Source organism: Variovorax sp. J22G73 (assembly GCF_030317035.1).
Taxonomy (GTDB): domain Bacteria; phylum Pseudomonadota; class Gammaproteobacteria; order Burkholderiales; family Burkholderiaceae_C; genus Variovorax.
Window position 1 is genome coordinate 290,113 of sequence record NZ_JASZYK010000007.1, and the last position, 24,345, is coordinate 314,457.

General features: G+C 65.5%; 15 protein-coding genes and 1 tRNA gene. 11 read left to right on the plus strand and 5 right to left on the minus strand.

The window, feature by feature from the left end; genetic code table 11:
• Positions 1–43 precede the first annotated feature (43 nt).
• The 6 genes from fdxH to QTI51_RS24965 all read left to right on the plus strand — a co-directional run bounded on the left by fdxH (position 44) and on the right by QTI51_RS24965 (position 6,409).
• Positions 44–1,078, plus strand: a complete 1,035-nt coding sequence (fdxH, locus tag QTI51_RS24940; protein ID WP_286516304.1) for a formate dehydrogenase subunit beta — start codon at positions 44–46, stop codon at positions 1,076–1,078.
• A gap of 10 nt (positions 1,079–1,088) precedes the next feature.
• A complete protein-coding gene (locus QTI51_RS24945; RefSeq protein WP_116910896.1) occupies positions 1,089–1,712 on the plus strand; it encodes a formate dehydrogenase subunit gamma in 624 nt (207 codons plus the stop codon).
• Between the two features lie 24 nt (positions 1,713–1,736).
• Positions 1,737–2,801, plus strand: coding sequence for a formate dehydrogenase accessory protein FdhE (gene fdhE, locus QTI51_RS24950; RefSeq protein WP_116910895.1), 1,065 nt, complete (start codon positions 1,737–1,739; stop codon positions 2,799–2,801).
• Positions 2,801–4,249 (plus strand): L-seryl-tRNA(Sec) selenium transferase, encoded by a 1,449-nt coding sequence (gene selA, locus QTI51_RS24955; protein ID WP_116910894.1) that lies wholly within the window; start codon positions 2,801–2,803, stop codon positions 4,247–4,249. Before fdhE ends, selA begins: the two co-directional genes overlap by 1 nt.
• A 142-nt stretch (positions 4,250–4,391) precedes the next feature.
• Positions 4,392–6,299, plus strand: coding sequence for a selenocysteine-specific translation elongation factor (gene selB / locus QTI51_RS24960; RefSeq protein ID WP_116910893.1), 1,908 nt, complete (start codon positions 4,392–4,394; stop codon positions 6,297–6,299).
• 17 nt (positions 6,300–6,316) lie between these two features.
• A tRNA-Sec gene (locus QTI51_RS24965) sits at positions 6,317–6,409 on the plus strand.
• 141 nt (positions 6,410–6,550) lie between these two features.
• Here QTI51_RS24965 and selD read toward each other — a convergent pair.
• Complete coding sequence (gene selD, locus QTI51_RS24970; protein WP_207786740.1) at positions 6,551–7,618, minus strand: selenide, water dikinase SelD; 1,068 nt, start codon at positions 7,616–7,618, stop codon at positions 6,551–6,553.
• 74 nt (positions 7,619–7,692) lie between these two features.
• Here selD and QTI51_RS24975 point away from each other — a divergent pair, with 74 nt between their 5' ends.
• The 5 genes from QTI51_RS24975 to mnmH all read left to right on the plus strand — a co-directional run bounded on the left by QTI51_RS24975 (position 7,693) and on the right by mnmH (position 12,266).
• Positions 7,693–8,550, plus strand: coding sequence for a putative selenate ABC transporter substrate-binding protein (locus QTI51_RS24975; RefSeq protein WP_116910891.1), 858 nt, complete (start codon positions 7,693–7,695; stop codon positions 8,548–8,550).
• Positions 8,551–8,704: 154 nt separating this feature from the next.
• Positions 8,705–9,523, plus strand: a complete 819-nt coding sequence (locus QTI51_RS24980; protein ID WP_116910890.1) for a phosphonate ABC transporter ATP-binding protein — start codon at positions 8,705–8,707, stop codon at positions 9,521–9,523.
• Complete coding sequence (locus QTI51_RS24985; RefSeq protein ID WP_286516303.1) at positions 9,520–10,359, plus strand: PhnE/PtxC family ABC transporter permease; 840 nt, start codon at positions 9,520–9,522, stop codon at positions 10,357–10,359. Before QTI51_RS24980 ends, QTI51_RS24985 begins: the two co-directional genes overlap by 4 nt.
• Entirely contained in the window at positions 10,356–11,174 is an 819-nt protein-coding gene (phnE, locus tag QTI51_RS24990) for a phosphonate ABC transporter, permease protein PhnE (RefSeq protein WP_286516302.1), read from the plus strand. The genes QTI51_RS24985 and phnE overlap by 4 nt, the downstream gene beginning before the upstream one ends.
• A 39-nt stretch (positions 11,175–11,213) precedes the next feature.
• Positions 11,214–12,266, plus strand: a complete 1,053-nt coding sequence (gene mnmH / locus QTI51_RS24995) for a tRNA 2-selenouridine(34) synthase MnmH (RefSeq protein ID WP_116910888.1) — start codon at positions 11,214–11,216, stop codon at positions 12,264–12,266.
• Positions 12,267–12,372: 106 nt separating this feature from the next.
• On the opposite strand, the gene QTI51_RS25000 is transcribed toward mnmH, so the two are convergent.
• The 4 genes from QTI51_RS25000 to QTI51_RS25015 form a co-directional block, all read right to left on the minus strand.
• Complete coding sequence (locus QTI51_RS25000) at positions 12,373–12,852, minus strand: hypothetical protein (protein WP_132748879.1); 480 nt, start codon at positions 12,850–12,852, stop codon at positions 12,373–12,375.
• 498 nt (positions 12,853–13,350) lie between these two features.
• Positions 13,351–13,800 carry a hypothetical protein gene (locus QTI51_RS25005; RefSeq protein ID WP_132748877.1) on the minus strand — a complete coding sequence of 150 codons (450 nt, stop codon included), beginning with the start codon at positions 13,798–13,800 and terminating at the stop codon, positions 13,351–13,353.
• Between the two features lie 471 nt (positions 13,801–14,271).
• The gene (locus QTI51_RS25010) at positions 14,272–15,003 is read right to left on the minus strand and encodes a hypothetical protein (RefSeq protein ID WP_132748876.1); all 732 of its coding nucleotides are present in this window, start codon (positions 15,001–15,003) and stop codon (positions 14,272–14,274) included.
• A 5-nt stretch (positions 15,004–15,008) separates the two neighbouring features.
• Positions 15,009–24,329 (minus strand): two-partner secretion domain-containing protein, encoded by a 9,321-nt coding sequence (locus QTI51_RS25015; RefSeq protein ID WP_165840378.1) that lies wholly within the window; start codon positions 24,327–24,329, stop codon positions 15,009–15,011.
• Between the last annotated feature and the right edge of the window lie 16 nt (positions 24,330–24,345).

Below are 24,345 nucleotides of genomic sequence, written 5' to 3' on the forward strand. Positions count from 1 at the left end.
CCCCCAGAGGGGGAAGGAGCAAGACCCCGAACCGGAGCCGCTGATGTCCTCCCTCCAGACCCTCGACATCGCCGCCCGCTCGGCCACCACCACGCCTTCGCCCGACATCCGCCACCGGCCGCAGGTGCAGGAAGTGGCCAAGCTCATCGACGTGTCCACCTGCATCGGCTGCAAGGCCTGCCAGGTCGCGTGCATGCAATGGAACGACCTGCGCGACGAGGTCGGCACCAACCACGGCACCTACGACAACCCGGTCGACCTCACGCCCTCGTCATGGACGGTGATGAAGTTCTCCGAGGTCGAGCCCGAGGCCGGCAAGCTCGAGTGGCTGATCCGCAAGGACGGCTGCATGCACTGCGACGACCCCGGCTGCCTGAAGTCGTGCCCCTCGCCGGGCGCCATCGTCAAGTACGCCAACGGCATCGTCGACTTCATCAGCGAGCACTGCGTGGGCTGCGGCAACTGCGTCACCGGCTGCCCCTTCGACGTGCCGCGCATCAGCAAGGCCGACAACAAGGCCTACAAGTGCTCGCTGTGCTCCGACCGCGTGGGCGTGGGCCTGGAGCCGGCCTGCGTCAAGGCCTGTCCGACCGGCGCGCTGCACTTCGGCACCAAGGAAGACATGCACGAGTACGCCTCGGAGCGCATCGTCGACCTGAAGGACCGCGGCTTCGCCAACGCCGGCGTGTACGACCCGGCCGGCGTGGGCGGCACCCACGTGATGTACGTGCTGCAGCACGCCGACCGCCCGGGCCTGTACGCCGGCCTGCCCAAGGACCCGCGCATCAGCCCGCTGGTGTCGCTGTGGAAGGGCGTGGCCAAGCCGCTGGCCATGGTCGCGATGATCGGCGCGGTGGTCGGCAGCTTCTTCCACTACATGAAGGCCGGCCCCATCGAGCCGAAGGAAGACCACCCCGACGCCGACCGCGACGGCCGGCCCGACGACGTGATGGTGATCGAGGCACCGCCGCCGGTGCGCCCGGGGGAACCCCCGCCCCCATGGGCCGCGACACCCGCGATACCGGCTACACCCGGAACAGCGCCGCCGCCCCCGCCGCCCCCACCGCCCCGTGCATGAGGAGAACGCGATGACCCGCTACTACCTTCGCCGCTACCGCGACGCCACGCGCATGAACCACTGGTTCGTCGCCATCATGTTCTTCGCGGCCGCGCTCTCGGGGCTGGCCTTCTTTCACCCCGCGCTGTTCTTCCTGAGCACGCTGTTCGGCGGCGGGCCGTGGACGCGCATCCTGCACCCGTTCATGGGCCTCCTGATGGTGTTCGGCTTCGTGTTCCTGTTCTTCACGATGTGGCGCGAGAACGTGTTCGACAAGGTCGACGGCGAGTGGATCGCCAACGCGCCGCGCATGCTCAGGGGCGACAAGTCGGGCATGCCGCCGGTGGGCAAGTACAACGCCGGGCAGAAGCTGGTGTTCTGGGCCTTCGGCGTGAGCCTGCTGCTGCTGTTCGCGACGGGCTTCATGTTCTGGAGCCCGTGGTTCGTGGGCTTCTTTCCCATCCTCGTGCGGCGCATCGCGGTGGTGGTGCATTCGGTGTCGGCGGTGGTGCTGATCCTGTCGGTCATCACGCACATCTACGCGGCCATCTGGGTCAAGGGCACGATGCGCGCGATGACGCGCGGCACCGTCACCGAAGGCTGGGCCAAGCTGAACCACCCGCTGTGGCACCGGAAGATGACGCGTGGTGAATAGCGCGGATCGCTGTAGAGTGACCCAATGAACAGCCCCCCCGGCTCCTCACCGCTTCGGACCACGCGCGTGCTCGATCCCGAGCAGATCGCGATGCAGGCCGGGCGGCAAATGCCGTTCCTGCGCTTGCCGGTTCGCTCGCTCGTGTTCTTCGACCGTCAGCTGCGCTTGCGCCAGCTCGCGGCCTCGCACCCGATGCGGGAATACCTGATCTTCATCGCCGACCTGGCGCACGCGCAGCACCAGGTGCTGCAGGACTACGCGGCGGTCGCGTTGCCTGCGCAAGAAGCGCTCGAAGCCGCCGCCACCTTGCTGAAGCCGCCGATGCCCGCCTTCGGCTGGACGCGCGACGCGGTGTGGCTCACGGAGCTGCGCCGCCTGCTGGCGCTGTTCCGCGCGCGCCTGCCCGAAGGCCCGGCGCGCGACACGCTGGAGCGCGTGATGGCGGCCGACGACGCGTGGATCGAGCAACAGGCCGACAAGCTGTCGCGCCGCCTCATGCTCGGCCTCGACCTGGCCGCGGCGCCGCTCATCGCGGCCGGGCTGCAGGCCTACTGGGCGCAGCTGGTGCTGCAGGTGGCCGAACGCGAGGGAGAGAACATCTTCGGGCGCACCGACCCCGGCACCGAGTGCCCCTGCTGCGGCAGCGTGCCGACCGTGAGCATCACGCGCATCGGCGCCGACGAGGCGGGCTTCAGGTACCTGCACTGCTCGCTGTGCAGCACCGAGTGGCACTACGTGCGCATCAAGTGCACGCACTGCGAGAGCACCAAGGGCATCCATTTCGAATCGCTCTCGCCGCAGCCCGGCGTCGAGCTGCCCGCCACCGGCGCGCGCGAAGGCGCGGTGAAGGCCGAGTGCTGCGACAGCTGCGGCCACTACCTCAAGCAGGTCGCCATGGAAAAAGACCCCGAGGTCGAGCCCGTGGCCGACGACCTGGCCAGCGTCACGCTGGACCTGCTGGTGTCCGACGCCGGCCACCAGCGCAGCGGGCACAACCTGATGCTGCTGTTCGGCGACCCCGAAGCCGTGGAAGCCGAGGAAGCTGCGGAAGACGAAAGCAACGCCACCGACGACGGCGGGGGCGGCTGATGGGCACGCCGAAAGAGTCCGTGGTCCACGGCTCGACGGCAAGGCCCCAGGATCTGCCTTCTGTCGATCAACTGCTGCGCCTCGCCGGCCCGGTTGCCTTGCTGGCCACGCATGGCCACACGCTGGTGGTGAAAGAGGCGCGCGCCCTGCTCGACGCGCTGCGCGCGCAGGCGCTGGCGGGCACGCTGGAGACGGTCGCGGTGCAGCACGAAGCGCTGGGCAACGCGCTGGCCGCGCGCGTGCAGGCCCGCCTCGCGCCGCGCATGCGCGCGGTGCTGAACCTGACCGGCACCGTCATCCACACCAACCTGGGCCGCGCCCTGCTGGCCGATGCCGCGCTGCAGCGGCTGCTGGCGGTGATGACGTCGCCGAACAACCTCGAGTACGACCTGGCCACCGGCAGCCGCGGCGACCGCGATTCGCTGGTGGAGGAGCTGCTGTGCACCATCACCGGTGCCGAGGCGGCCACGGTGGTCAACAACAACGCCGCCGCCGTGCTGCTGACCATCGCGGCGCTGGCGCGCGAGCGCGAGGTGATCGTCTCGCGCGGCGAGCTGGTCGAGATCGGCGGCGCCTTCCGCATGCCCGACGTGATGGCCAGCGCCGGCGCGCGCATGGTCGAGGTGGGCACCACCAACCGCACGCACCCGCAGGACTACGAGCGCGCCATCAACGCGAACACCGCGCTGGTGATGAAGGTGCACACCAGCAACTACGCCGTGCGGGGCTTCACCGCCGCGGTCGACGAGGCCACGCTCGCGGGCATCGCGCATGCGCGCGGCGTGCCGCTGGCCACCGACCTGGGCAGCGGCTCGCTGGTCGACCTGGCGCACTACGGCCTGCCGCGCGAGCCGCTGCCGCAGGAGATGCTCGCGGCCGGTTGCGACGTGGTCACCTTCTCGGGCGACAAGCTGCTGGGCGGCCCGCAGGCCGGGCTCATCGTCGGCAGCAGGGAGGCGGTCGGCCGCATCCGCAAGTTCCCGATGAAGCGCGCGCTGCGCATGAGCAAGCTGCCGCTGGCCGCGCTGGAGGCCACGCTGTCGCTGTACCTGCGGCCCGAGCGGCTCGCGCAGGATTTGCCCACGCTGCGGCTGCTGACGCGGCCCGCCGAGGCGATCCGCGAGATGGCCGAGGCGCTGCTGCCCGCGGTGCAGGCGGCCGTGTCGCCACGCTTCACGGTGCAGGTCGTGCCGCTGCTGGGGCAGATCGGTTCGGGCTCGCTGCCGGTGGAAAGGCTGCCTTCGGCAGGGCTGGCGCTTGCGCCGGCCGGAACGTCGAAGAAAGGCCTGGGCACTGCGCTCGACGCGCTTGCCACGGCGCTGCGCGGCCTGCCGCTGCCGGTGATCGGGCGCATCGCGGAAGACAGGTTGCTGCTCGATTTGCGTTGCCTGGAAGACAGCGGGCCGTTCGTGGCGCAGTTGCCGCTGTTGAAGGAGCGGTTGTCATGAACGGCCCCCGCGTTCCTCCCTCCCCCGCTGGGCGAGGGCCGGGGTGGGGGCACGACGGCCTCCGAAAAAGCCCGACGCCTTATCGAAGGCCTGCCCCCAACCCAGCCTTCCCCCAAAGGGGGAAGGAGCAAGTCCGCGCGCCATGATCATCGGCACCGCGGGCCACATCGACCACGGCAAGACCACGCTCGTGCGCGCGCTCACCGGCGTGGACACCGATCGCCTGCCCGAGGAAAAACGCCGCGGCATCTCCATCGAACTGGGCTACGCCTACCTGCACGCGCCCGACGGCGTGTCGCTCGGCTTCGTCGACGTGCCCGGCCACGAGCGCCTGCTGCACACCATGCTGGCCGGCGCCACCGGCGTCGACCACGCCCTGCTGGTGGTCGCCGCCGACGACGGCGTGATGCCGCAGACGCGCGAGCACCTGGCGGTGGTTTCGCTGCTCGGCGTGCGCGAGGCCACCGTCGCCATCACCAAGATCGACCGCATCGACGCCGGCCTTCGCGACCAGAGGCTTGCCGAGGTGCGTGCCGACGTCGCGGCCCTGCTCGCACCCACGGCCCTGTCGCAGGCGCCGATGCTCGCGGTGTCGGCCACGACAGGCGAAGGCATGGAGGCGCTGCGCGAGCGGCTGCTCGACGTGGCGCGCACCGAGCGCACACACGAAGACGCGCTCGCGTTCCGGCTGGCGGTCGACCGCAGCTTCACGCTCTCGGGCGTGGGCACGGTCGTCACCGGCACGGTCTTCAGCGGCAGCGTGCGCATCGGCGACGAGCTGCGCGTGATGCCCGGCGAGCGCACCGTGCGCGTGCGCGGCATCCATGCGCAGAACCAGCAGGCCGAAGCCGCGCACGCGGGGCAACGCTGCGCGCTCGCGCTGGCCGGCGTCGCGAAGGACGAGATGCACCGCGGCGACTGGGTCTGCGCACGCGAGGTCGCGCTGTCGAGCGACCGCATCGATGTGCTGCTCACGCTGTGGCCCGGCGAGGCCAGGCCGCTTCGCTCGGGCACCGCAGTGCATGCGCACCTGGGCGCGAGCGACGTGATGGCCTCGGTCGCGCTGCTCGACCGCGACGCGCTCACGCCCGGCGAGACCGCGCCGGCGCAGCTGGTGCTGCGCGACGCAGTGGGCGCATGGCACGGCGACCGGGGCGTGCTGCGCGACGCGTCGGCCACGCGCACGGTGGCCGGCGTGCGCGTGCTCGACCCGTTCGCGCCGGTGCGCTATCGGCGCACGCCCGAGCGGCTGCGAACCTTGGCGGCGTGGGCCATCGACCACCGTGCCGCGCGCGTGGCCGCGCTGCTGCACAGCGCGCCGCTGGGCATCGACGCCGAACGGCTGGCGCGTGCGCTGTCGCTGGCGAACGAAGCGGCGCTGCAGTGGCCCGACGACGCGGTGCGCATCGCCGACACGGCCATCGCGCAAGCGCACCTGGACGCGCTGCAAGCGCAGGTCGTCGAGCGGCTCGCCGACTTCCACCGCGGCTCGCCCGACGAGGTCGGCCCCGACGCGCGACGCCTGAAGCGCCTGGCCGCGCCGCGCACCGGCGATGCACTGTGGCGCCACGCGATCGACGCGCTGCTCGCGCGTGGCGCGCTGGTGCGCAGCGGCACGTGGATGCACCTGCCGGACCACGCGGCGCGCCTGAACGAGGCCGAGCAGAAGCTCGCGCAGAAGCTGTTGCCCAGGCTGGCCGACGGCGGCTTCGATCCGCCGTGGGTGCGCGACCTGGCGAAGGACTGCGCGGCGAGCGAGCAGATGGTGCGACAGACGCTGGCCGGCCTCGCGCGCCGGGGCGAGGCTTTCCAGGTGGTGAAGGACTTGTACTATCCGCTGGCCACCGTCGAGCGGCTCGCGGCCATCGCGCGCGATGCGCTCGCGGGGCCCGAAGGCTTGCAGGCCGCGAGCTTTCGCGACGCGACGGGGCTGGGGCGCAAGCGCGCGATCCAGCTGCTGGAGTTTTTCGACCGTGTGGGGCTGACAAGGCGCGTGAAGGACACGCACCTGCTGCGGCCCGACACCTCGTTGTTCGGGGCGAGGCCGTGAACGACGAACGCAGTCATGGGAGGGGATCGTCCCTGGTGGGGCGGCCGGGCTTCAAACCCGGTGGGTGGCGCCAGTCGTCGCCGGGAAGGTTCGACTCCTTCGCTCTTCCGCCGTATTTGTCTTGCTCCTTCCCCCTTTGGGGGAAGGCTGGGATGGGGGCAGGCGGCCCTGGTTCTGCCGCGGTGCTTCATCGACCGCCGCGTGCCCCCACCCCTGCCCTCCCCCAGAGGGGGAGGGAGAAACACGAAGCGCTACGGAACCACGCGCAGCGCCGGCTCGCCAGCCTCTACACGCCCGATCACCGCCGCCTTCGCGAACCCTTCGTCGCGGAAAATCTTCAACACCGCATCGACCGCCTCGGGTGCGCAGCTCACCAGCAACCCGCCCGAGGTCTGCGGATCGCTCAGCAAATCCCGCGCAGTGGCGGGCAACCCGGCAGCCAGCGCGACGTCGGCGCCGTAGCCCGCCCAGTTGCGCCCCGACGCACCGGTGACGAAACCCGCCGCCGCCATCGCCACCACGTTGTCGAGCAAGGGCACCTTCGACCATTCGACGACGGCGGTGCGCTTCGCACCGCGTGCCAGTTCCAGCGTGTGCCCGGCCAGCCCGAAGCCGGTCACGTCGGTCAGCGCATGCACGCCGTCGAGCGCGGACAACGCAATGCCCGGCGTGTTCAGGCGCGTCGTGTTGTCGATGAGCTGTCGGTACCCCGTCTCCGACAGCTGCTCCTTCTTCAGCGCCGCGGACAGCACGCCCACGCCCAGCGGCTTGCCCAGCACCAGCACGTCGCCGGCCCTGGCGTCGGCATTGCGCCGCACGCGCTCGGGGTGCACCAGTCCCAGCGCGACGAGGCCGTAGATGGGCTCCACCGAATCGATGGTGTGGCCGCCCGCAATGGGGATGCCGGCCGCGCGGCACACGTCCTGCCCGCCACGCACGATCTCGGCGATGACCTCCACCGGCAGCTGGTTGATCGGCATGGCCACGAGCGCCAGCGCCATGATCGGCCGGCCGCCCATCGCGTACACGTCGCTGATCGCGTTGGTTGCGGCGATGCGGCCGAACTCGTACGGGTCGTCCACGATGGGCATGAAAAAATCGGTGGTCGCGACCAGCGCCTGCTGGTCGTTGAGCCTGTACACGGCCGCGTCGTCGGCGGTCTCGATGCCCACCATGAGCTCGGGCGGAATCATGCCGCCCGCGTGGTTCTTCAATATCTGCGAGAGCACGCCCGGCGCGATCTTGCAGCCGCAGCCGCCGCCATGCGAGAAACTCGTGAGGCGCAACGGCGCGAGCGGGTTCATGAGCGTTGGGTTCATCGGCCGATTATCGAAGCGCCCCTCTTTTTGACCACCCCGTCCTTTCCCATCCCCCACGTGCCGGAGGCATATCCATGAAGAAGACTCTCACCCATGCAGCGATCGCGCTGGCCCTTTCCGTCGCGAGCCTCGGCGCCCTGGCCCAGGGCGTGCTGCGCGTGTCGGCCATTCCCGACGAGGCGCCCACCGAGCTGCAGCGCAAGTTCACGCCGTTGGGCGACTACCTGAAGAAGGAGACCGGCATGGACGTGCAGTTCACGCCCGTGACCGACTACGCCGCCGTGGTCGAAGGCCTGGCCACCAACAAGATCGACCTGGCCTGGCTGGGCGGCTTCACCTACGTGCAGGCGCGCATCCGCACCAACGGCGGCGCGGTGCCCATCGTGCAGCGCGCGGAAGACGAGGTGTTCACCAGCAAGTTCATCGTGCCCATCGACAGCCCCGCCAAGACCCTGGCCGACCTGAAGGGCAAGACCTTTGCCTTCGGCGCGCCCTCGTCCACCTCGGGCAGCCTGATGCCGCGCTACTTCTTGCTGCAGGCGGGCATCAACCCCGAGAAAGACTTCAAGACCGTCGCCTTCTCGGGCGCGCACGACGCCACCGTGGCCTTCGTGGCCGCGTCGCGCGCCGAAGCAGGCGTGCTCAACGCCTCGGTGTGGGACAAGCTGGTGGAGTCCAAGAACCCCAACGCCGCCAAGGTGCGCGTGCTGGCGACCACGCCGACCTACTACGACTACAACTGGACGGTGCGCCCCGGCATGGACCCGGCGCTGCAGAAGAAGCTGACCGACGCCTTCCTGAAGCTCGACCCGGCGAACCCGGCGCACAAGGAGATCATGGTGCTGCAACGCGCGAGCAAGTTCATTCCGACGAAGTCGTCGAACTACGACGGGATCGAGACGGCGGGGAAGTCGGCTGGGTTGATCAAGTGATTCCGTGGAAGGCGGGGGGACCCTCACCCCAACCCTCTCCCGCAGGCGGGAGAGGGGGCAAGACAGGGCTTGGCTGTTTGCATGGGCGCCCTCTCCTTCTCCCACTCGCGGGAGTGGGCTGGGGTGAGGGGGCAGCCTCGGGACATCGCGCGACGTGAGCTTCTCCCTCCAAGCCCTCGGCATGGTCCACCCCAACGGCCACCGCGCGCTGTCCGACGTGACCTTGTCCGCCACTGCAGGCGAACGCATCGCCGTCATCGGCCCTTCAGGCGCCGGCAAGACCACGCTGCTGCGCGTGCTCGGCGCCGCGCTGCGCCCCACCGAAGGAGAAATTCAAGCACTGGGCGTGAAGCCCTGGCAACTCAACGCCACCGCGCTGAAGCAACTGCGCGCCCGCATCGGCACCGTGCACCAGTCGCCGCCCATCGCGCCGCGCCTGCGCGTGGTCACCGCGGTGCTCGCAGGGCGGCTCGGCGAATGGTCGACGCTGCGCGCGCTCGGCTCGCTCTTTCATCCGTCTGACATCGCCGGCGCGCACGAGGCCCTGTCGCGCCTGTCGATGGAAGACCGCCTGTTCGATCGCTGCGACCGCCTCTCGGGCGGGCAACTGCAGCGTGTCGGCATCGCACGCGCGCTGTACCAGCGCCCCGCCCTGCTGCTGGCCGACGAGCCGGTGTCCGCGCTCGATCCCACGCTGGCCGATGCCGCCATCGCGCAGCTTGTGGCGCAGAGTGAAGCGACCGGCGCCACGCTGGTGGCGTCGCTGCATGCAGTCGACCTGGCGCTGCGCTGGTTCCCGCGCATCGTCGGCATGCGCAACGGGCAAGTGATGTTCGACCTGCCAGCCGCGCAGGTCACGCCCGCCATGCTCGACGCGCTGTATGCGAGCGAAGGCGGTCTCGCAACGCCGCAGCGGCCGGCGCCACCGGGCACCGCGACCGAAGCGGCCTTCCAGCGCCCCGATTGCGCATGAACGCCGCCGCCGCCGCCGCCGTCACCCCGCGCGACCCGGCCGTGGCACGCCGGCTGGCCGCATGGCTCGCCGCGCTGGTCATTGCGTGGCCGATGCTGGCGCTGTCCGAATTCAAGCCGTGGGCGCTGTTCAAAGGCGGCAACCTCGCCGTCATCGGCGGCTTCCTGGCAGGCTTTTTTCCGCCGGCCGCCGCGCCCGACTTCCTGGCCCTGCTCTTCAAGGCCACGCTGGAGACGCTCGCCATGGCCACGGCCGGCACCGCGCTGGCGCTGCTGATCGGCGCGCCGCTGGGCTTCGTCACCACGCGCGCGCTGTCGATCTCGCGCATCGGCCCGGGGCCGGGTCGCGTGCAGGCCGGCGTGGTGCGCCAGGCCGCGCGCTGGGTGCTGATGGTGCTGCGCGCCATTCCGGAGATCGTGTGGGCGCTGCTGTTCGTGCGCGCGCTCGGGCTCGGTCCGGCGTCGGGCGTGCTGGCACTGGCCATCACCTACGGCGGCATGCTCGGCAAGGTGTATGCCGAGATCCTCGAGTCGACCGACACCCGCCCCGCGCGCGCCCTGCTCGAAGGCGGCAGCGGCCGGCTCGCAGCGCTGTGCTACGGGCTGCTGCCGAACACCGCGCAGGAGCTGGCCTCGTACACCGTGTACCGCTGGGAATGCGCCGTGCGCGCGTCGGTGGTGATGGGCTTCGTGGGCGCGGGCGGGCTGGGTCAGTTGATGGACCAGTCGATGAAGATGCTCAACGGCGGCGAGGCCAGCAGCATCCTGCTGGTGTTCCTGGCGCTGGTGCTGCTGGCGGACGTGCTGAGCAACGCGTTGCGAAGGCTGCTCGCATGAGCACGTTGCCGCCCTCCCTACCGAGTTCTCCGCCGCCCTGCTGGCGCTGCCGCATCGCGCTGCTGCTGATCGGCGCGGCCGTGGTCGCGAGCTTTGTTTACCTGGGCATCGACTACCGGGCGCTGGGCTCGGCCGAGTCGCTGCGGCTCATGGGCAAGTTCATCGCCGAGTTCTTTCCGCCGGACACGTCGCCGGAGTTCCTCGCCAAGGTCGGCCACGGCGCGCTGCAGACGCTGGCCGTCTCGGCGCTGGGCACGGTGCTGGCCGCCCTCGCGGGCGCGGCGCTGGCACTGCCGGCTTCGGGGCGAGGGGGTGGGCCGGGCGGCGTGCTGCGCCATGGCGCGCGCTTTGTCCTCAACTTCTTGCGCAGCGTGCCCGAGCTCGTGTGGGCCGCGCTGATGGTGCTGGCCGCGGGCATCGGCCCGTTCGCCGGCGCGCTGGCCTTGGCGCTGCACACCACCGGCGTGCTGGGCCGCCTGTTCGCCGAGGCGCTGGAGAACGCGCCGCGCGAGCCCGAGCATGCGCTGACCCTGTCGGGCGCCGGCCCGGTCGCCGCCTTCAGCTACGCCAGCCTGCCCATCGTGTTGCCGCAGTGGGTGGCCTACACCCTGTACCGCTGGGAGATGAACATCCGCATGGCCGCCGTGCTGGGCTTCGTGGGCGGCGGCGGGCTGGGGCAGCTGCTGTACTTCCACCTGTCGATCTTCCAGCAGCAGCAGGCCATGAGCGTGCTGATCGCCATGTTCGTGCTCGTCACCTTCGTCGACCTGGCGAGCGCTCGCTTGCGCCGCGGCCTCGGGCCCGCGTATGCCTGACCGGCAGGCAGACAATGCCCCCATGAGCCCGAACCCGCCATGAGCCATCGCCAACCCGTGCGCGTGCCCGACCGCCACGCCTTCGACACCCTGATCGACGCCCGCTCACCGGCGGAGTTCGCGCTCGACCACATTCCCGGCGCCATCAACTGCCCCGTGCTCGACGACGAAGAGCGCCGCATCGTCGGCACCACCTACGTGCAGACCGGCGCCTTCGAGGCCCGGCGCATCGGCGGCGCGATGGTCGCGGCCAACATCGCGCGGCACCTGCGCGACACGCTGGCCGACCGGCCCGAGAAGTGGAAGCCGCTGGTGTACTGCTGGCGCGGCGGCATGCGCAGCGGCTCGATGGTCACGTGGCTGCGGCTCGTGGGGTGGGACGCGCAGCAGCTCGCGGGCGGCTACAAAAGCTTTCGCCGACACGTGATTTCACAGATCGACGCGCTCACGCCCCGGCTCGACCTGCGCGTGGTCTGCGGCGCCACCGGCAGCGCCAAGACACGCGTGCTGCATGCGCTGGCCGCGCGCGGGGCGCAGGTGCTCGACCTGGAAGACTTCGCGAGCCACAAGGGCTCGCTGCTGGGGTCGCTGCCAGGGGTGGCGCAGCCGTCGCAGAAGCACTTCGAGACGCGCATCGCGAGCGTGCTGGAGGCCATCGACCTTGAACGGCCGCTGTACGTGGAGGGGGAGAGCATCCGCATCGGCAGGCTGTCGCTGCCGTTGCCGCTGGTGACACAGATGCGCGCGGCGGCCTGCATCGAGGTGTCCGCGACGCCCGAGGCGCGGCTGGACTATCTGCTGCGCGACTACGCGTACCTGGGGGATGACCGCGAGGCGCTGGCGGAGAAGCTAGGGGCGCTGAAGGAACTGCAGGGCAAGGAGACGGTGGGGCGCTGGCAGCAGTGGGCGCGGGAGGCGGATTTGCCGCGCTTGTTTGCGGAGCTGATGGCGTTGCATTACGACCCGCATTATGAGAAGTCGCAGGAGATGCATTTTCGGGATTGGGGGAGGCGGCGGAGTGTGGTTGCTGGGGATTTGTCTGATCAGGGGATCGACGCTGTGGCTGATCTGGTTTTGGGGTTGGACTGCTGACGAATAATCGGTGCGTGGGGATTTATGGTGAGCGTTAGCAAGAGTTAGATCTGTGCTTACACGTAGCTGCGAGCGTCAATTCGAACAGGAAGATTTGCCACCTCGTCTATTTTCCGTTGTCCGCTTGCTCCACATGCATAAACATAATCTGGCGAATCGTTTCGCTCTTTTGCTGCGCTCGGGCGTTCGTATAGAAGACGAGATCCTTGTCAGGGCCCGTCTGGTTGGCATAGCGTCCTTCGTCAGGCAGAAACTGGCCCACATATTCACGCACCATTACGATGGCAAAGATGCTGCCACCAATGACCAGCGCAGTAACAACTGACCTTCGAAGCAATGTCGCCCGCGCTTTCAAAAGCCACGTGTAGTTGGTAAAAAATACGTTAGCGACCGCGCCGACCGCGGCACCTAATATGCTCGTGCGAACCCAGGCGCCGATTGGCGACCACTCCCATCTGTCCAAAAAAATCCAGCTTAACAGCGGCCCCACGAATCCTTCCAAGATCAGCGTCATGAAAGCTAGGGCCAGCATGCACGCCAGCGTCGAAAAAATGAATGCTCCAGTGAATTGAAAAATTGATTTCATTTCGACAAAGGCTCATTCAAATTATTCTTTATTTTTTCCAAGCACCTCTTGACTGGTGCTTTATCCGATATTTCCAAAAGCCCCCGAGACTTTGTTCGGTGTATTTGGTCTAAATATGCCGAGACCAACATCTACCCACGCAGGCCTCCACCAGCCCTGTGGGTCCATTCGACGCTGTACCTGGATTTCGATGCCTTTGCCGACGACGTAACCTGCGACAGTGCCCGAAGCCGCTGAGCCCATCCCCGCATTCGTGCAAATGGCAACTGCTCAAATTTAAACGAGAATTTTTCCTCGTTGCGAAAGAAACGCCTTAGATCAGATGCCAGCGATTCAATCGTAACAATTGGAGCCTTGTCGCCAATCAATGCATAAATTGAAAACGTCATGATCTTTAACTCCTACTCCATGAACCGAACTTACCAATATCGACAGGCCATACCTCAGTACGGCACCGACTGCCGTCGCTCCACCACATCTGCTACCAAGACAGTGGCATCAACTATTGGTCCGACGTTCGAAGAACCGGAGAAAGAGGGTTAAAAAAGTACCTGTCGTGAAGCCAAGACCTACGTAAATCCCTACATAACCAAGTCCAGATCCCACCCAATTATTCAGGTCCTCAAAATGCCAACGATCAGGAGTGAAGAGGGGACCCGCCATCGAAATCCATGCAATCCAAGCGGCGATAGCACCGCCGATCATGTAGCGAGAGGAGAACCGAAAGAAGTATTTTTCGATGACTGCCAAACAAGGAGTACCGAAAATTCCTGTTATCACAGCACCCATTACCCAAATGGTAAAAATTTCACTGATTCCTTCTAAACCCAAAATCTCTGATGTTTGCTGACCAAGATAAACAACCGAAGTCACCATAAAGAGCACCAGCGAAAATCCGCCAAAAAAGCAGAGCCATCCAGCCTTCCAGCCAAAGGAAAGTGCAGTCATTAATTGCAACTCCCAAATCTCTGACACAAGATACTGTTTACTGCGCTGCTTGGCGAGCTAAGCGGTCGAATAGACATGTTGACATTGCCTCCCCATACGGGATTTGCGCCCCACACGTTGACATTCATCGGATTCGCACCTGTTCCTGCTCCGTACGAATTGACGAAAGTTTGACCGCTCGGGTTTGTCGACACAGAGCGAACAACCCAACCGCGGTCAAGGCCATGCTGTTTAGGTAGCGTGATGTTGACGACGGATTGAGTGATGGGGTCCACCAGGTGAGTGACATAGCCAAGCCTAAAGTTACCGGGCATTTGTATGTCGGTCACGCTACCGCTAACAACCTGCGCAGGGCCGGGCGCACGCCGCGTGGCTCAATTGCCATGAAAAAACAGTCAACATTTTTTTGCTCGGTTGCATTGCTAGCCGCTTGAAGTTCAGCGAATACTCAAAACGGCGCCCTTGACCTTGCTATTTTTTATTTTCTATGACTACTCCAGCCCGTCTAGCCGTTGCAACAAAATCATCGAAATAGCCGTGATCCTGAGTCGCCTTTTTAAAAATATCGCGCCATCGAAATTCATCTGAAATAAAAACCGCGACACCTCTAAATTCGTTGTGCGACAAGACGTCATAAAACCCGGCAAGGTTTGTTCCTACATACCCCTTGGCTCCAAAGAATTTCTCCCCGAAATAACAATATAAATCATATTCCGATTCCAAATCGGAGGGATCAATGACAATCAAGCTACTCACGACAGATTGCTTCCAATCGCGACTGCTAGCTAAAGTCATGCATGCCATCAACCAAGAGCTCCTAAGATTTACGCTTAATTCTCGCCACCCAAATTCGCCCCCTTTCGACCAAATATCCATTATTTGAGCAGCCAGCATATTCGACTCTCCAACGGCGCCAATAAATCCAATTCCATCTTCCCTCAAGAAGATTCTTTTACAAGCGAAAGTTGCGATGCATACGGGAATAGCATCGATTATTTTGGATACAGAATAAAAGGTCGTTTCGTGCAAAACGAGTTTTTCCTCCGAGCCTGCCACTTCCTCAATAAAGATTAAATAATTTCTTTCTTCCCATCCATCTTCTAACGAGGCATGCAAAGGAATTCCGGAAATCGATTTAACTAAAAAATGACAATCCAATTCACCAGACTCGTCGCGCAAAAAAAGGGGTGCAGCATTACTCATGTCGCCTACTTTAACTTAACAATTGTTGTGTAGTGATCGAGGCTATATCCTCGAATTACTTCGCCATTGGGAAGTTTTTTAATTAAGATCCTTTCTAATGATGTTCCTCCTGGAACGCTGTACTCAAGAGCTCCCGCCCATTGGGCCTGACCAATTTTTCTCGTTCCATCAAATACTGTTTGCGCTCCCGTTTTTTCATCCATACGTGGTACACCGCCACCGCCTTCTATATTTAATAGCGCGCTTTTGATCGATCTCTTCAAGTACGGAGAAAATCCCGAAGAAGGGGAAGGATTTATTTCGCCTTTTTCTCCACCTTTCTTCGTGCCGCCAAGTTGACCTCCAACATGGCTTGCGCGCTCGCTTGAACCGTCGGTCGCCAGCGTCCAATTTCCAGGCGCATATCCAAGTCGTCCTCCGGAAACCACAGGTGCGAGGCCAGGAATACAAGCAGGGGGGATGCACCACATCGTCGGCGCCAGTCCCACAACGACCGCACTTCCGCCCGCCGCAGGCGGCTTGCCTCCGCTATCAATGTCAGGCGGAATATCCGGCTGGTTTGCCGACGCTACTGCAGATCTGAAATCGTTGGCTACAACATTTCCGAGATAGCCCGCACCGCTGCCCGCCCCATGAACCTCATCCCGGGCGTTGTGCAAGAGCCGGCTTGCAATGTCAATGGCACCGTCCGACCACAACCCATACTCTGAGAACACACCCTTCGTCAGGAGCGACCGTTGCTCGTCCGTGTAGTCAGTTCCACGGTTCTGCGAGGACACCAGCGCGGCGTATCCCGCGCTGTTCGGATCCACCCCCGCCGCGCACTTCAAAATCGCGCACATGGCGTCGGCCAGCTTTTTCTGATCGGCTTCCCCCTTGCTTTGCTGCAGACGGGCCAGCGCCTCTCGCTGTGCGGCATTTGACTGACGGTTGTTGAAGTCCTCATTTACCCCCGCCGCCGCGCCGGCCATCCCCCCTCCTGCCGCCCCCAGCCCCGCAGCCAGCCCCGCACCCACAGCGCCCTTGATCCCTTCGGGCATGTTGCGAGTCAAGTCTTCGATGGTCGGCGCCGCCGCCGACGCCAGCGCAGCACCCGCCGCACCTTGCACATTGCCAGTGAGCCCTCCAACCAAGGTATGCGCCAGAACACGCGAAGCGCCACCCTCCTTCCAGTTGTCGTAGTTCTGCTGCTCCGCTGCAAGCGTGCTGTTGGCATTGGCCAGATCAGCAGCGGCCTGCGCCCTTTGTCCGTCGCTCGCGCCCGGGTCGTTCAAGACTTTGTTCGCCTGCTGCGCCTGCAGTTGAGCCCGCTCGTATTTGTCGATCTGCGTGCCGGCATAGTCGCCGACCGCCTTTGCCGCCTTGGGCCCGAACGTCTGCGTGATCTGCGCCTGGGCCTGTACTTCGCCCAGAAGCTGGTCGGTACTCCACTTCTTCGCCAGCGCATTCGTGCTGTCCACCCCCGTGCGCACGCTCTGGTCGCCCGCGATGCCACTGATGCCCGACTTCGTTACGCTGGCCTGCTTGCCAGACGCAGTGCCCGCACCCGCACCTCCACCCGTGCCCACCTTGAAATCCGAGCCCGCGATGGGTTGCTTGTCCTCGCCTTTGTGCTGCTGGCCAGAGGCGCCCATGCCCAGACTCGCTCCGCTTGCCTTGTGCATGTCGACGTTCTGGATATCGCTGGTGCTCAGGCTGGCACTCTTGAAGGTGTTCTTCACGCCATCTACGGCCGCCTGGGTGCTCTCGATCACCGCGCCCTTCAAGCCCGCGGCGCCCTTCACGTCGACATCGAAGCCGCCATCTCCGGCCTTGATGCCCGACTGCTCCTTCACGCTTGCGTAGTTGCCGCTGGCCTTGGCGCTGCTTGCGTTCACGCTCGCGCTCCACACACCGTATCCCACGCTCAACGAGCCGCCGACGCTTTGCTGCTTGCTGGTCGAGGTGCTGGTGTCTTGCAGGCTTTCGATCTTGAGGTCGCCGCCAACCTTGGCGGTGACCCGGTCGGCCTCGATCACGCCGCCACGGATCGTCATGTCGCCGCCGCTCGCAAGGTTTGCAGCCTTGCCGGCGCTCACATGGCTGTTGGTGTAGCTGGTATCGGTTCCATCCGATTTGCCTTGGCTTGCGTTCGCGCTGACGTTGAACATCAGGCCGTTGGTGCCGAAGCTCACGCCCACGCTGCCGCCGCTGCCCTTGTTGGCGCCTTGCCGCTCGCTGGTGTTCTTGGCTGCAAGAACGTCAATGCGGTTCTCCGCCACCAAGCTCGCGGTGTCGCGCGCAATGATGTCGCTGCCTTGCACCACGATGTTGCTGCTCTTGCCGCCGCCCAAGGCAAGCAGGTTGACGTTCTTGCCTTCGACCCGGCTGCCCGCTGCGCTGTCGCTGGTCTCATTGCGCTTGCTGACGTTTTGGCTGCCGCCCAGGCTGATCGACAGGTTGACGCCCATCGACTCCGCCAGGTTCGCGGTGTTGGCGTTGGCCAGGGCGTCGGCGACACCCTTGGCCTCAGCGGCCATGGAGGCTGCGCCCAATGCTTGCATGCGACCGCTGCCGGCGCGTTGCACCGCCTTGGCGGTGTTGCCTATGCCTTGCACGGCGCTGGCGACGGGCGCGGTCAACGCAATAGTCAGGCCGCCGGATTGTTGCTTCTGCACGGTCTGCGTTCGACTGGTTTCGCGAGCCTCCTGAATCTTGATGCTCTTCGCGGCAATGGTCACGTCGCCCTCGGGTACGACCACATGGCTGCCGGTCTGGGTGTATTGGTTGCCGGCGATGAGCGTCGTGTTGCCGCCGATGCTGCCCACGGTGCTGGCCGCCGCGCTGGTGCTCTCGCCGCGGGTGTCGGTACTCTCGCTGCGGCTGCCGACAGTGAAGCCAACGCCGCCCGAGCCCATGAGCCCGGACTTGGCGGTGCCCCGGTAGCTGCTCTCCGAGCGGGTGTTCCGGGCAGCCTCGATCGTGAGATCGCGCTTGGCGACGATCGCCAGGCTCTCGTCGGCAATGACCTCGCTGCCCGACACGGTGACGTTCTGGCCCGAAACCCCGACGTTGTGCCCGCCGAGCGCGCTGCCGACGGCGGTATCTTCGCGCAGGCTGTCGCGCTGCGCGTTGGTCTTGCTGGAAAGAAAGCCCTTGATCTTGCTGTCGCTCGCCAGGTCCAGGGCCACGGTGGCGCGACCAGCTTCGACGCGTACGTTGCCTTCCCGGGCCTTGAGGGTCAGATCGCCCTGGGCATTGATGGCCGAGCCGCGAATGCGGATGTCTTTCCTGGCATCGAGAGTAACGGCACCGTCACCGACGATCTGGCTGCCGATCTCCCGGCTGCTGCTCTGGCTGAGGAACCGGGCGGTGCCACGGCCCTGCTCCTGGTGCACGGCTTCCTTGACTGTCGATACGTTGATGTCGCGTTTGGCCTTCAACAGCGTTTCGCTGTCCGCACCGGCGTTCGCAAAAATGCCGCCCACCAAATTGACATCGCGCCCAGCCGAAGCCGCCAGGGTGCCCTTCGGGTTGCTCACATACACCCCGGCCACCCGATCGATGTTCGTCCGGTTGGCCTGCGCCCCGCCCTGTGTCTGCGTGGTCGTGCGAACGTTGATGTCGCGCCCGGCCGTCAGCACCGCCGAGTCGCCGGCCACGATGCTTCCACCGATGTTGTCGATGTCTCCGGCGGCATGAACCCTCACGTCACCGCCTACGATGCGACCGCCCAGGTTGTGGACGTTGTCCTTGTCGATCTTCACCATCGCGCGGCCCGCGATGGTTCCGGTGTTCACAAGATCGCCGCCTCCCCGTTCGATGACCGTGGCGTCGGCACTCAGCAGTGCCCCAGAACCGTCGATGTCGCCCGGGCGCACGCGCACATACAACTGCGGTGCCAGCAGGTTCTGCGTGCTGCCGTCGGGCAGGGTCACCGTCTGCTCCACCAGCCAGACGATGTCGCTGGTCAGTTGCGCCATCTGAGCTGCCGTCAGGGCAATGCCGGGCCGCAGCCCGTACTGCATGGCAAAGGTCGCGCCACTGTTCATCAAGGCGGTGTACTGCGCCTCGTCGTTGTGCTGACCTTCCAGGAACCGATAGCCGGTGAGCTGCGCCACCTGCTCGCGAATGAGCTTCTGCTCGTAGAAGCCGTCGCCCAGGCGCTTGAGCGTGGCGTTCGGGTCGACACCCATGTTGGCCAGCAGGTAGTCGCTGCTCAGCCACTGGCGGTAGTTGGCGAAGCGCGGGTCGGTTTCGATGAGATACCGGCCGCCCGTATTCAAGCCGAACAGGCTGGCCCGAGGCACAGTCACATCGGGCACGCTGGTGCGAACCACCATCGGCACCGTCCGACTTCCAGCATTGCCGGTTTCGAGACCTTCGACGACCGCACCCGCACTCACCGGCCTGGCCTTGACCACGCCTTTTACATCGGAGGCGACCTCGACGATGACTCGTTGGCGCTCGCTGAAAGCGACCTTGCCTGTGCCACCTGCGGCATCACCGACGAGGGTGCTTCCAGCAGCGCCAGCGTTGTAGCCCTGGGTCGCGTTCAGATTCGACAACGGTTTGTAATCGGTGAGCCTGTAAGTCTCGACCGTCCTTGTCGCGGGAATGAACAGCGGCTTCTCCGGCCCCTTTCCGGGCAGATTGGGGTTGTAGCCAGTCCATACCGCGCTCACGCTGGTTTCCCGCTTTCCTGGCGTGGCCTGGTTGTCCACGTCGGGCGCATTGAGTTCGCCACCCGCCATCACCTGGCTGTCGCGGTTGAAAAGATGCCCGTCAAGCGTCATGTTGCCGCCGGCGACGATCCGCGCCGGTGCAGCGCTACCGACAGCGACCGCGTCTTCGGTGACTGTCGTGTTGGTGATTGCGTCCGTCCATCCTTTGCCGATCACGCTCACCGTGCCATCGGCGCCCCTGTGACGAACCAAGCGCGTGTCGACCTCGCCCCAGGTGTCTGCGGGACTCCATGATTTCGCGTCCATCGTGATGATGCTGGGCACCAACACCGTGCTGCTGTTGGTCGCCACCTTCAGATGCGTATCGACGTTGTTGATATTGCGCATGGCAATGGTCATCTTGCCCAGCGATTCGATGCTGGCGCTCTCGTTGTCGAGCGTCACACCCGTGCCCGTGGCCAGCCGCCCGGAATCCAGCGCGCCGCGAATGGACATGGCGCCAACGCTGAAAAGCAGGGCACCTTCGCGATTGCCGACGGTCTGCGCACCGATGTGAAGTGTGTCGCGCGCAGCGACGGTCGCTGCCTTGGTTGCGCCATTGAGCGTTTCAGCGCTGTTCTCGACTGCCACCGCACCGACGGAAACCGCGTTGCCGTAGATCCGCCCGGTGCCTATGTTCTTCAGGGTGACTGCGTTGATCTGGGTCTTTCCCTTGCTGTCGATCAGACCGCGGTTGGTCAGGCTCCCACTAGCGTTGACCACGGTGTCGGTGCCTGACATTTCCGCGTTTGCGGTGTTGTCGACGTCGGCGCCGCCCACCGTGAGCCTCTGGCCGGCCATCAGCTTGCCGTTGTTCGTGAACGTGCCGGTGGTGGTGTAGCTGAGGTTTCCGTTGGCGGCGACTTCGCCGTTGTTGACGACGTCCTGCGTCAGCGCCATGCTCAGATTTTTTGCCGAGACGGCACGGCCATCGCCACTGAACGCCGCACCGTCCACCAGAAGGTGCTTGTCTGCCACCAAAGTGCCGCCGGTGTTGACGAGGTCGAGCGTCTTGGCGCCGGGATTCGCTGCGTTGGGGTCGACCACAGCCAAGGTGCCGCTCACGGACATCAGGCCCTTCGTGTTGTCGACACGGCCGCCGCTGCTGATTCTTGCGTCGAGTTCGGCGCGGATGGCACCCGAGGTGTTGTCCAGGCCTGCGGCGCCGATGACGACGTTCTTGCCTTCGATGCCCTGGCTCTCTCCCTGGGTTTTATTGTTGACGACGCTGCCTGCGTTGACCATGGTCCTGGCGCCGGAGCGAATCAGGCCTCGCGTATTGACGAGGCCGCCGGCATCGATGCGCAGGTCGTTCACGGCCTGCGTCCGGCCTTCGGTGTTGTCGTAGCGCGCACCGCCGGTATCGATCTCCACATTGGATTGGCCGAGCACTGTACCGGCTAGCGTATTGGTAAAAGCCTGCGTCCTGGCAGTCAGCGCATTCTTGGCGCCGATGAAGCCGGCTGTGTTGTCGACAGCCCCCACGTTTTTCAGCGCGAGGGTGTCGGCGCTGCTGATGCCGCCCTGCTGCGTGGTGTAGCCGGCCGCATGGGTGTTGACGAGCGCCTTGCCGTTCGTGTCGATGGTCATCGCGCCACCGGACTGGATCAGGCCGGTGTCGTTGTTCAGCAGGCCTGACGTCACGTCAAGCGTGGTGGTCGCCGCCAGTGTGCCCTTGAGGCTGTTGTCCAAGGTGTTGCCGCCGGCGTCGACACTCAGGATGTCGCCGAAGACCTTGCCGCCTCTATTGACGAGCCCGCCCACGGACAACGTGGTCCTGGCTCCCGCCTGCAGGACGCCGGCGTCGTTGGTGGTTTTGCCCGTGGTCGTGGCGCTCAGGTTTCCCTTGACTGCCGACACGGTCCCGCTGCTGTTGTCCAGCGTAGCGGCCACCAGCGTGGTGTTCCCGTTGCCGGCCATCGTACCGCCCGAGTTGTCCGCCGCACCGGCCACCGTGATGCGCATCGCATCGGTACCGGTCTGCACGATCTGCCCTCCACGATTGCTCAAGGAGCCCGCTTCGATCGTGATGCGCTTCGCGCTCGTGCCGGACTTGGTGCCGTCTTGGTTGAAGGCCCCCGTCATGCCGACGACCAACGAGCCAGTGGCCGTGACCTGTCCATTCGTCCCGCTGTAGTTGCCGCCCGAGATGTTCAGCGTGCCTGAGCCGGCATGCTCGATTCTGCCGCCCGCATTGGTAACGGTCGCGCCGCGCAGGCTCAGGTCCTGGCCGTTGCTGGCAATGCGCGCACCATCGTTGTTCAAGGCGCCGGACGTCGCAATGGCGGACGCATCCGTCCCCGTCTGCACGATCTCGCCATTGTTCGTATTGGCAATGTTCGACGCCTTCAGGTTCAACCGAGCGGCATTGAGCTTGCCACCGTCGTTCACCAGCGTTTGGCCGGCCTGTGCGTTGGCAAGAATGCTCAATGCGCCAGGCGTCGCGATCGTCGCTCTGCTGGTCTTCACATCGCCTCTCGTCGAGGTGACGGCGATATTCTCCGCGCTCGTCCGCTTGCCGGAGAGATCGACGCTTGCGCCCCGCAGCGTCGCGTTGCCGGCGGCAAGGTTGGTGCCGTTGGCGACCAGAGTACCGGTGGCGATAACGCGCAGATCGCCCGCGCTGCCGAGTTGTCCGTCGCTCTGCACCCCGGCGGCAAGCACACCATCGGCACTGCTTAGCACGCGCCCCGCGGCAATCGTCGTGTGACGCCTCGCCGTGATGCTGTCGTTGTTGACGAGCACATCGCCGACCACCACGTCGACATCGTTCTCGCCGCGCAGCACGCCGTTGTTGGTGAGCGTTCCCGCGTTCAGTTTCAGGTCGGTGGCTGCGTCGATCGAGCCACCGACGCCATTGACCATCATCCCGATCGCAGTGATTTGCACGCCCGCCTGCGCTGACAGTATGCTGCCCTTGGTGTTGTCAAGCGACCCTGTGTTCAACGCCACTCGCTGGTTGGAAGCCAGGGCGCCGCCGCCGTTGTTCGTGGCACCCGCGACGGAAGCCGTCAGCGCACCGTTCGCCGCGATCGTGCCTCGCGTGTTGTCCGCGTTGCCACCAACCGTAAAGCTCGCGTCGGCCGCGCTGGTCAACGCACCGCCGACGTTGAGCAGGTCACCGGTCGCCGCGATCGCCAGGGTGCCCGCATTCAGCTTGCCCCCCGTGTTGTCGAAGCGATCGACCTTCGCGCTGAAGCCGTTGCTGACCGTTATCGTGCCGCCGTGGTTGTCGAACGTCGGCTGGTTGACGGCCATGCTCGCCAGGTTGAGCGTGCCGCCGTTGTTGTTGATGTTGGCGCTGTGCAGGGTGATGGGGCCGCCTGCGTAGATCTTGCCGCCGTCGTTCCGGAGCGTGCCTGCTGCTGTGATGCTTCCTGGAGACAGGGGCAGGTACGAGGCCGTCGTGCCGGTGTTTTCCGTACCGCCGCTCGAAAAATTTGCGGCGCCGGTCGAACCCGTCGCGCCTGTACCGGCAGCGGGCGTGGTTGCGGTCATGGGTTCGAACCCGATCACGCCGCCCCGCGTGTTGCTCAGCACCGGCGAATCGATCGTGAGCGCGGCCATGCTGGTCTGGCGAATCGTCCCCCCACGATTGTCGATGTCGCCGCTGCTGGCGAGTTCGACCCGCGGCCCCTCGAGCGTTCCTGTGTTCTCCAGCCGACCTTGCACGGTCACAACGAGGCCGCCCGCACTCGCGCCGACAATGCCCGCATTGCGCACGCCCAGCCCGGCCTCGGTGCCGACGAGCGTGATCTTTTGCGCGTACATGCCGCCCAGCCCCGCCACGTCGAGCGCATACGTCGGCACAGCGCCGGTGGCGGTCAAAGGCGTGACCTGCCCGGAATCCGCCGATACCTGGTTGGCACCGGCCACCATCTTCAGCTCGCTCGCCCATATGCCCGCGTTCACCTGCACGGCGCGCGCCAGGATAGCCGCGTAGTCCGTCTTGCCGGCATCAAGCCCCGCACCGTCGATGCTGACAGTGCCGCCGCGCACCAGAAAGCTGTCGAGTCCGCCCATCGCGTTGAGTTGCGGCGTGCCGGTGGTCAGCGTGGCGCGGCTCGCGTTGATGAAGCCGCCGCCATCCACGCTGATGCCGACCGGGTTCGCCACGATCACTTCAGCGCGCTGGCCGCCGACCTCGACGTACCCGCGCAGTTGCGTCGGGCTGCCGCTGTTGATTTCGTTGAGGATGACGCGCGCCGGTCCCTTGGCCAACCAGGCGTTGCCTTGCACGAACCCGCCGAGCTGCGTCTGCACATTGACGCGGCTGTTGTTCAGGATGGCACCGTTGCGCATCACGTCGAACTGCTGGTAGACATTGCGGCTCACGCCTGCGGTTGAAGGCGTCTGGATGTTGACGAGCGGCACGCCGTTGGGCGCCACCAGGACGGTCGGGCGCAGAGGGCCTGGCACCGATGGGTCGGAGACGATCTGGGCTTGGCCGGGCAACGCCACCAGCACACCGAAGAGCGTGGCCGAGGCCGCAATCGTCGTCGTGCCGACGGCTTTGGAAGTGCCTTTCGAGACCCCCTTGCCAATATTGGTCGCGGTTTCGTGAACCACCATGCGCACGCCGCGCGCGGCATTGAAGATGATCCGGTGAAGGTGCTTGTTCATTGTGTCTTTCTCCCTG

Coding starts and splice junctions, on each gene's coding strand:
- fdxH (WP_286516304.1), top strand. CDS start 44: ATGTCCTCCCTCCAGACCCTCGACATCGCCGCCCGCTCGGCCACCACC.
- QTI51_RS24945 (WP_116910896.1), top strand. CDS start 1,089: ATGACCCGCTACTACCTTCGCCGCTACCGCGACGCCACGCGCATGAAC.
- fdhE (WP_116910895.1), top strand. CDS start 1,737: ATGAACAGCCCCCCCGGCTCCTCACCGCTTCGGACCACGCGCGTGCTC.
- selA (WP_116910894.1), top strand. CDS start 2,801: ATGGGCACGCCGAAAGAGTCCGTGGTCCACGGCTCGACGGCAAGGCCC.
- selB (WP_116910893.1), top strand. CDS start 4,392: ATGATCATCGGCACCGCGGGCCACATCGACCACGGCAAGACCACGCTC.
- selD (WP_207786740.1), bottom strand. CDS start 7,618: ATGAACCCAACGCTCATGAACCCGCTCGCGCCGTTGCGCCTCACGAGT.
- QTI51_RS24975 (WP_116910891.1), top strand. CDS start 7,693: ATGAAGAAGACTCTCACCCATGCAGCGATCGCGCTGGCCCTTTCCGTC.
- QTI51_RS24985 (WP_286516303.1), top strand. CDS start 9,520: ATGAACGCCGCCGCCGCCGCCGCCGTCACCCCGCGCGACCCGGCCGTG.
- phnE (WP_286516302.1), top strand. CDS start 10,356: ATGAGCACGTTGCCGCCCTCCCTACCGAGTTCTCCGCCGCCCTGCTGG.
- mnmH (WP_116910888.1), top strand. CDS start 11,214: ATGAGCCATCGCCAACCCGTGCGCGTGCCCGACCGCCACGCCTTCGAC.
- QTI51_RS25000 (WP_132748879.1), bottom strand. CDS start 12,852: ATGAAATCAATTTTTCAATTCACTGGAGCATTCATTTTTTCGACGCTG.
- QTI51_RS25005 (WP_132748877.1), bottom strand. CDS start 13,800: ATGACTGCACTTTCCTTTGGCTGGAAGGCTGGATGGCTCTGCTTTTTT.
- QTI51_RS25010 (WP_132748876.1), bottom strand. CDS start 15,003: ATGAGTAATGCTGCACCCCTTTTTTTGCGCGACGAGTCTGGTGAATTG.
- QTI51_RS25015 (WP_165840378.1), bottom strand. CDS start 24,329: ATGAACAAGCACCTTCACCGGATCATCTTCAATGCCGCGCGCGGCGTG.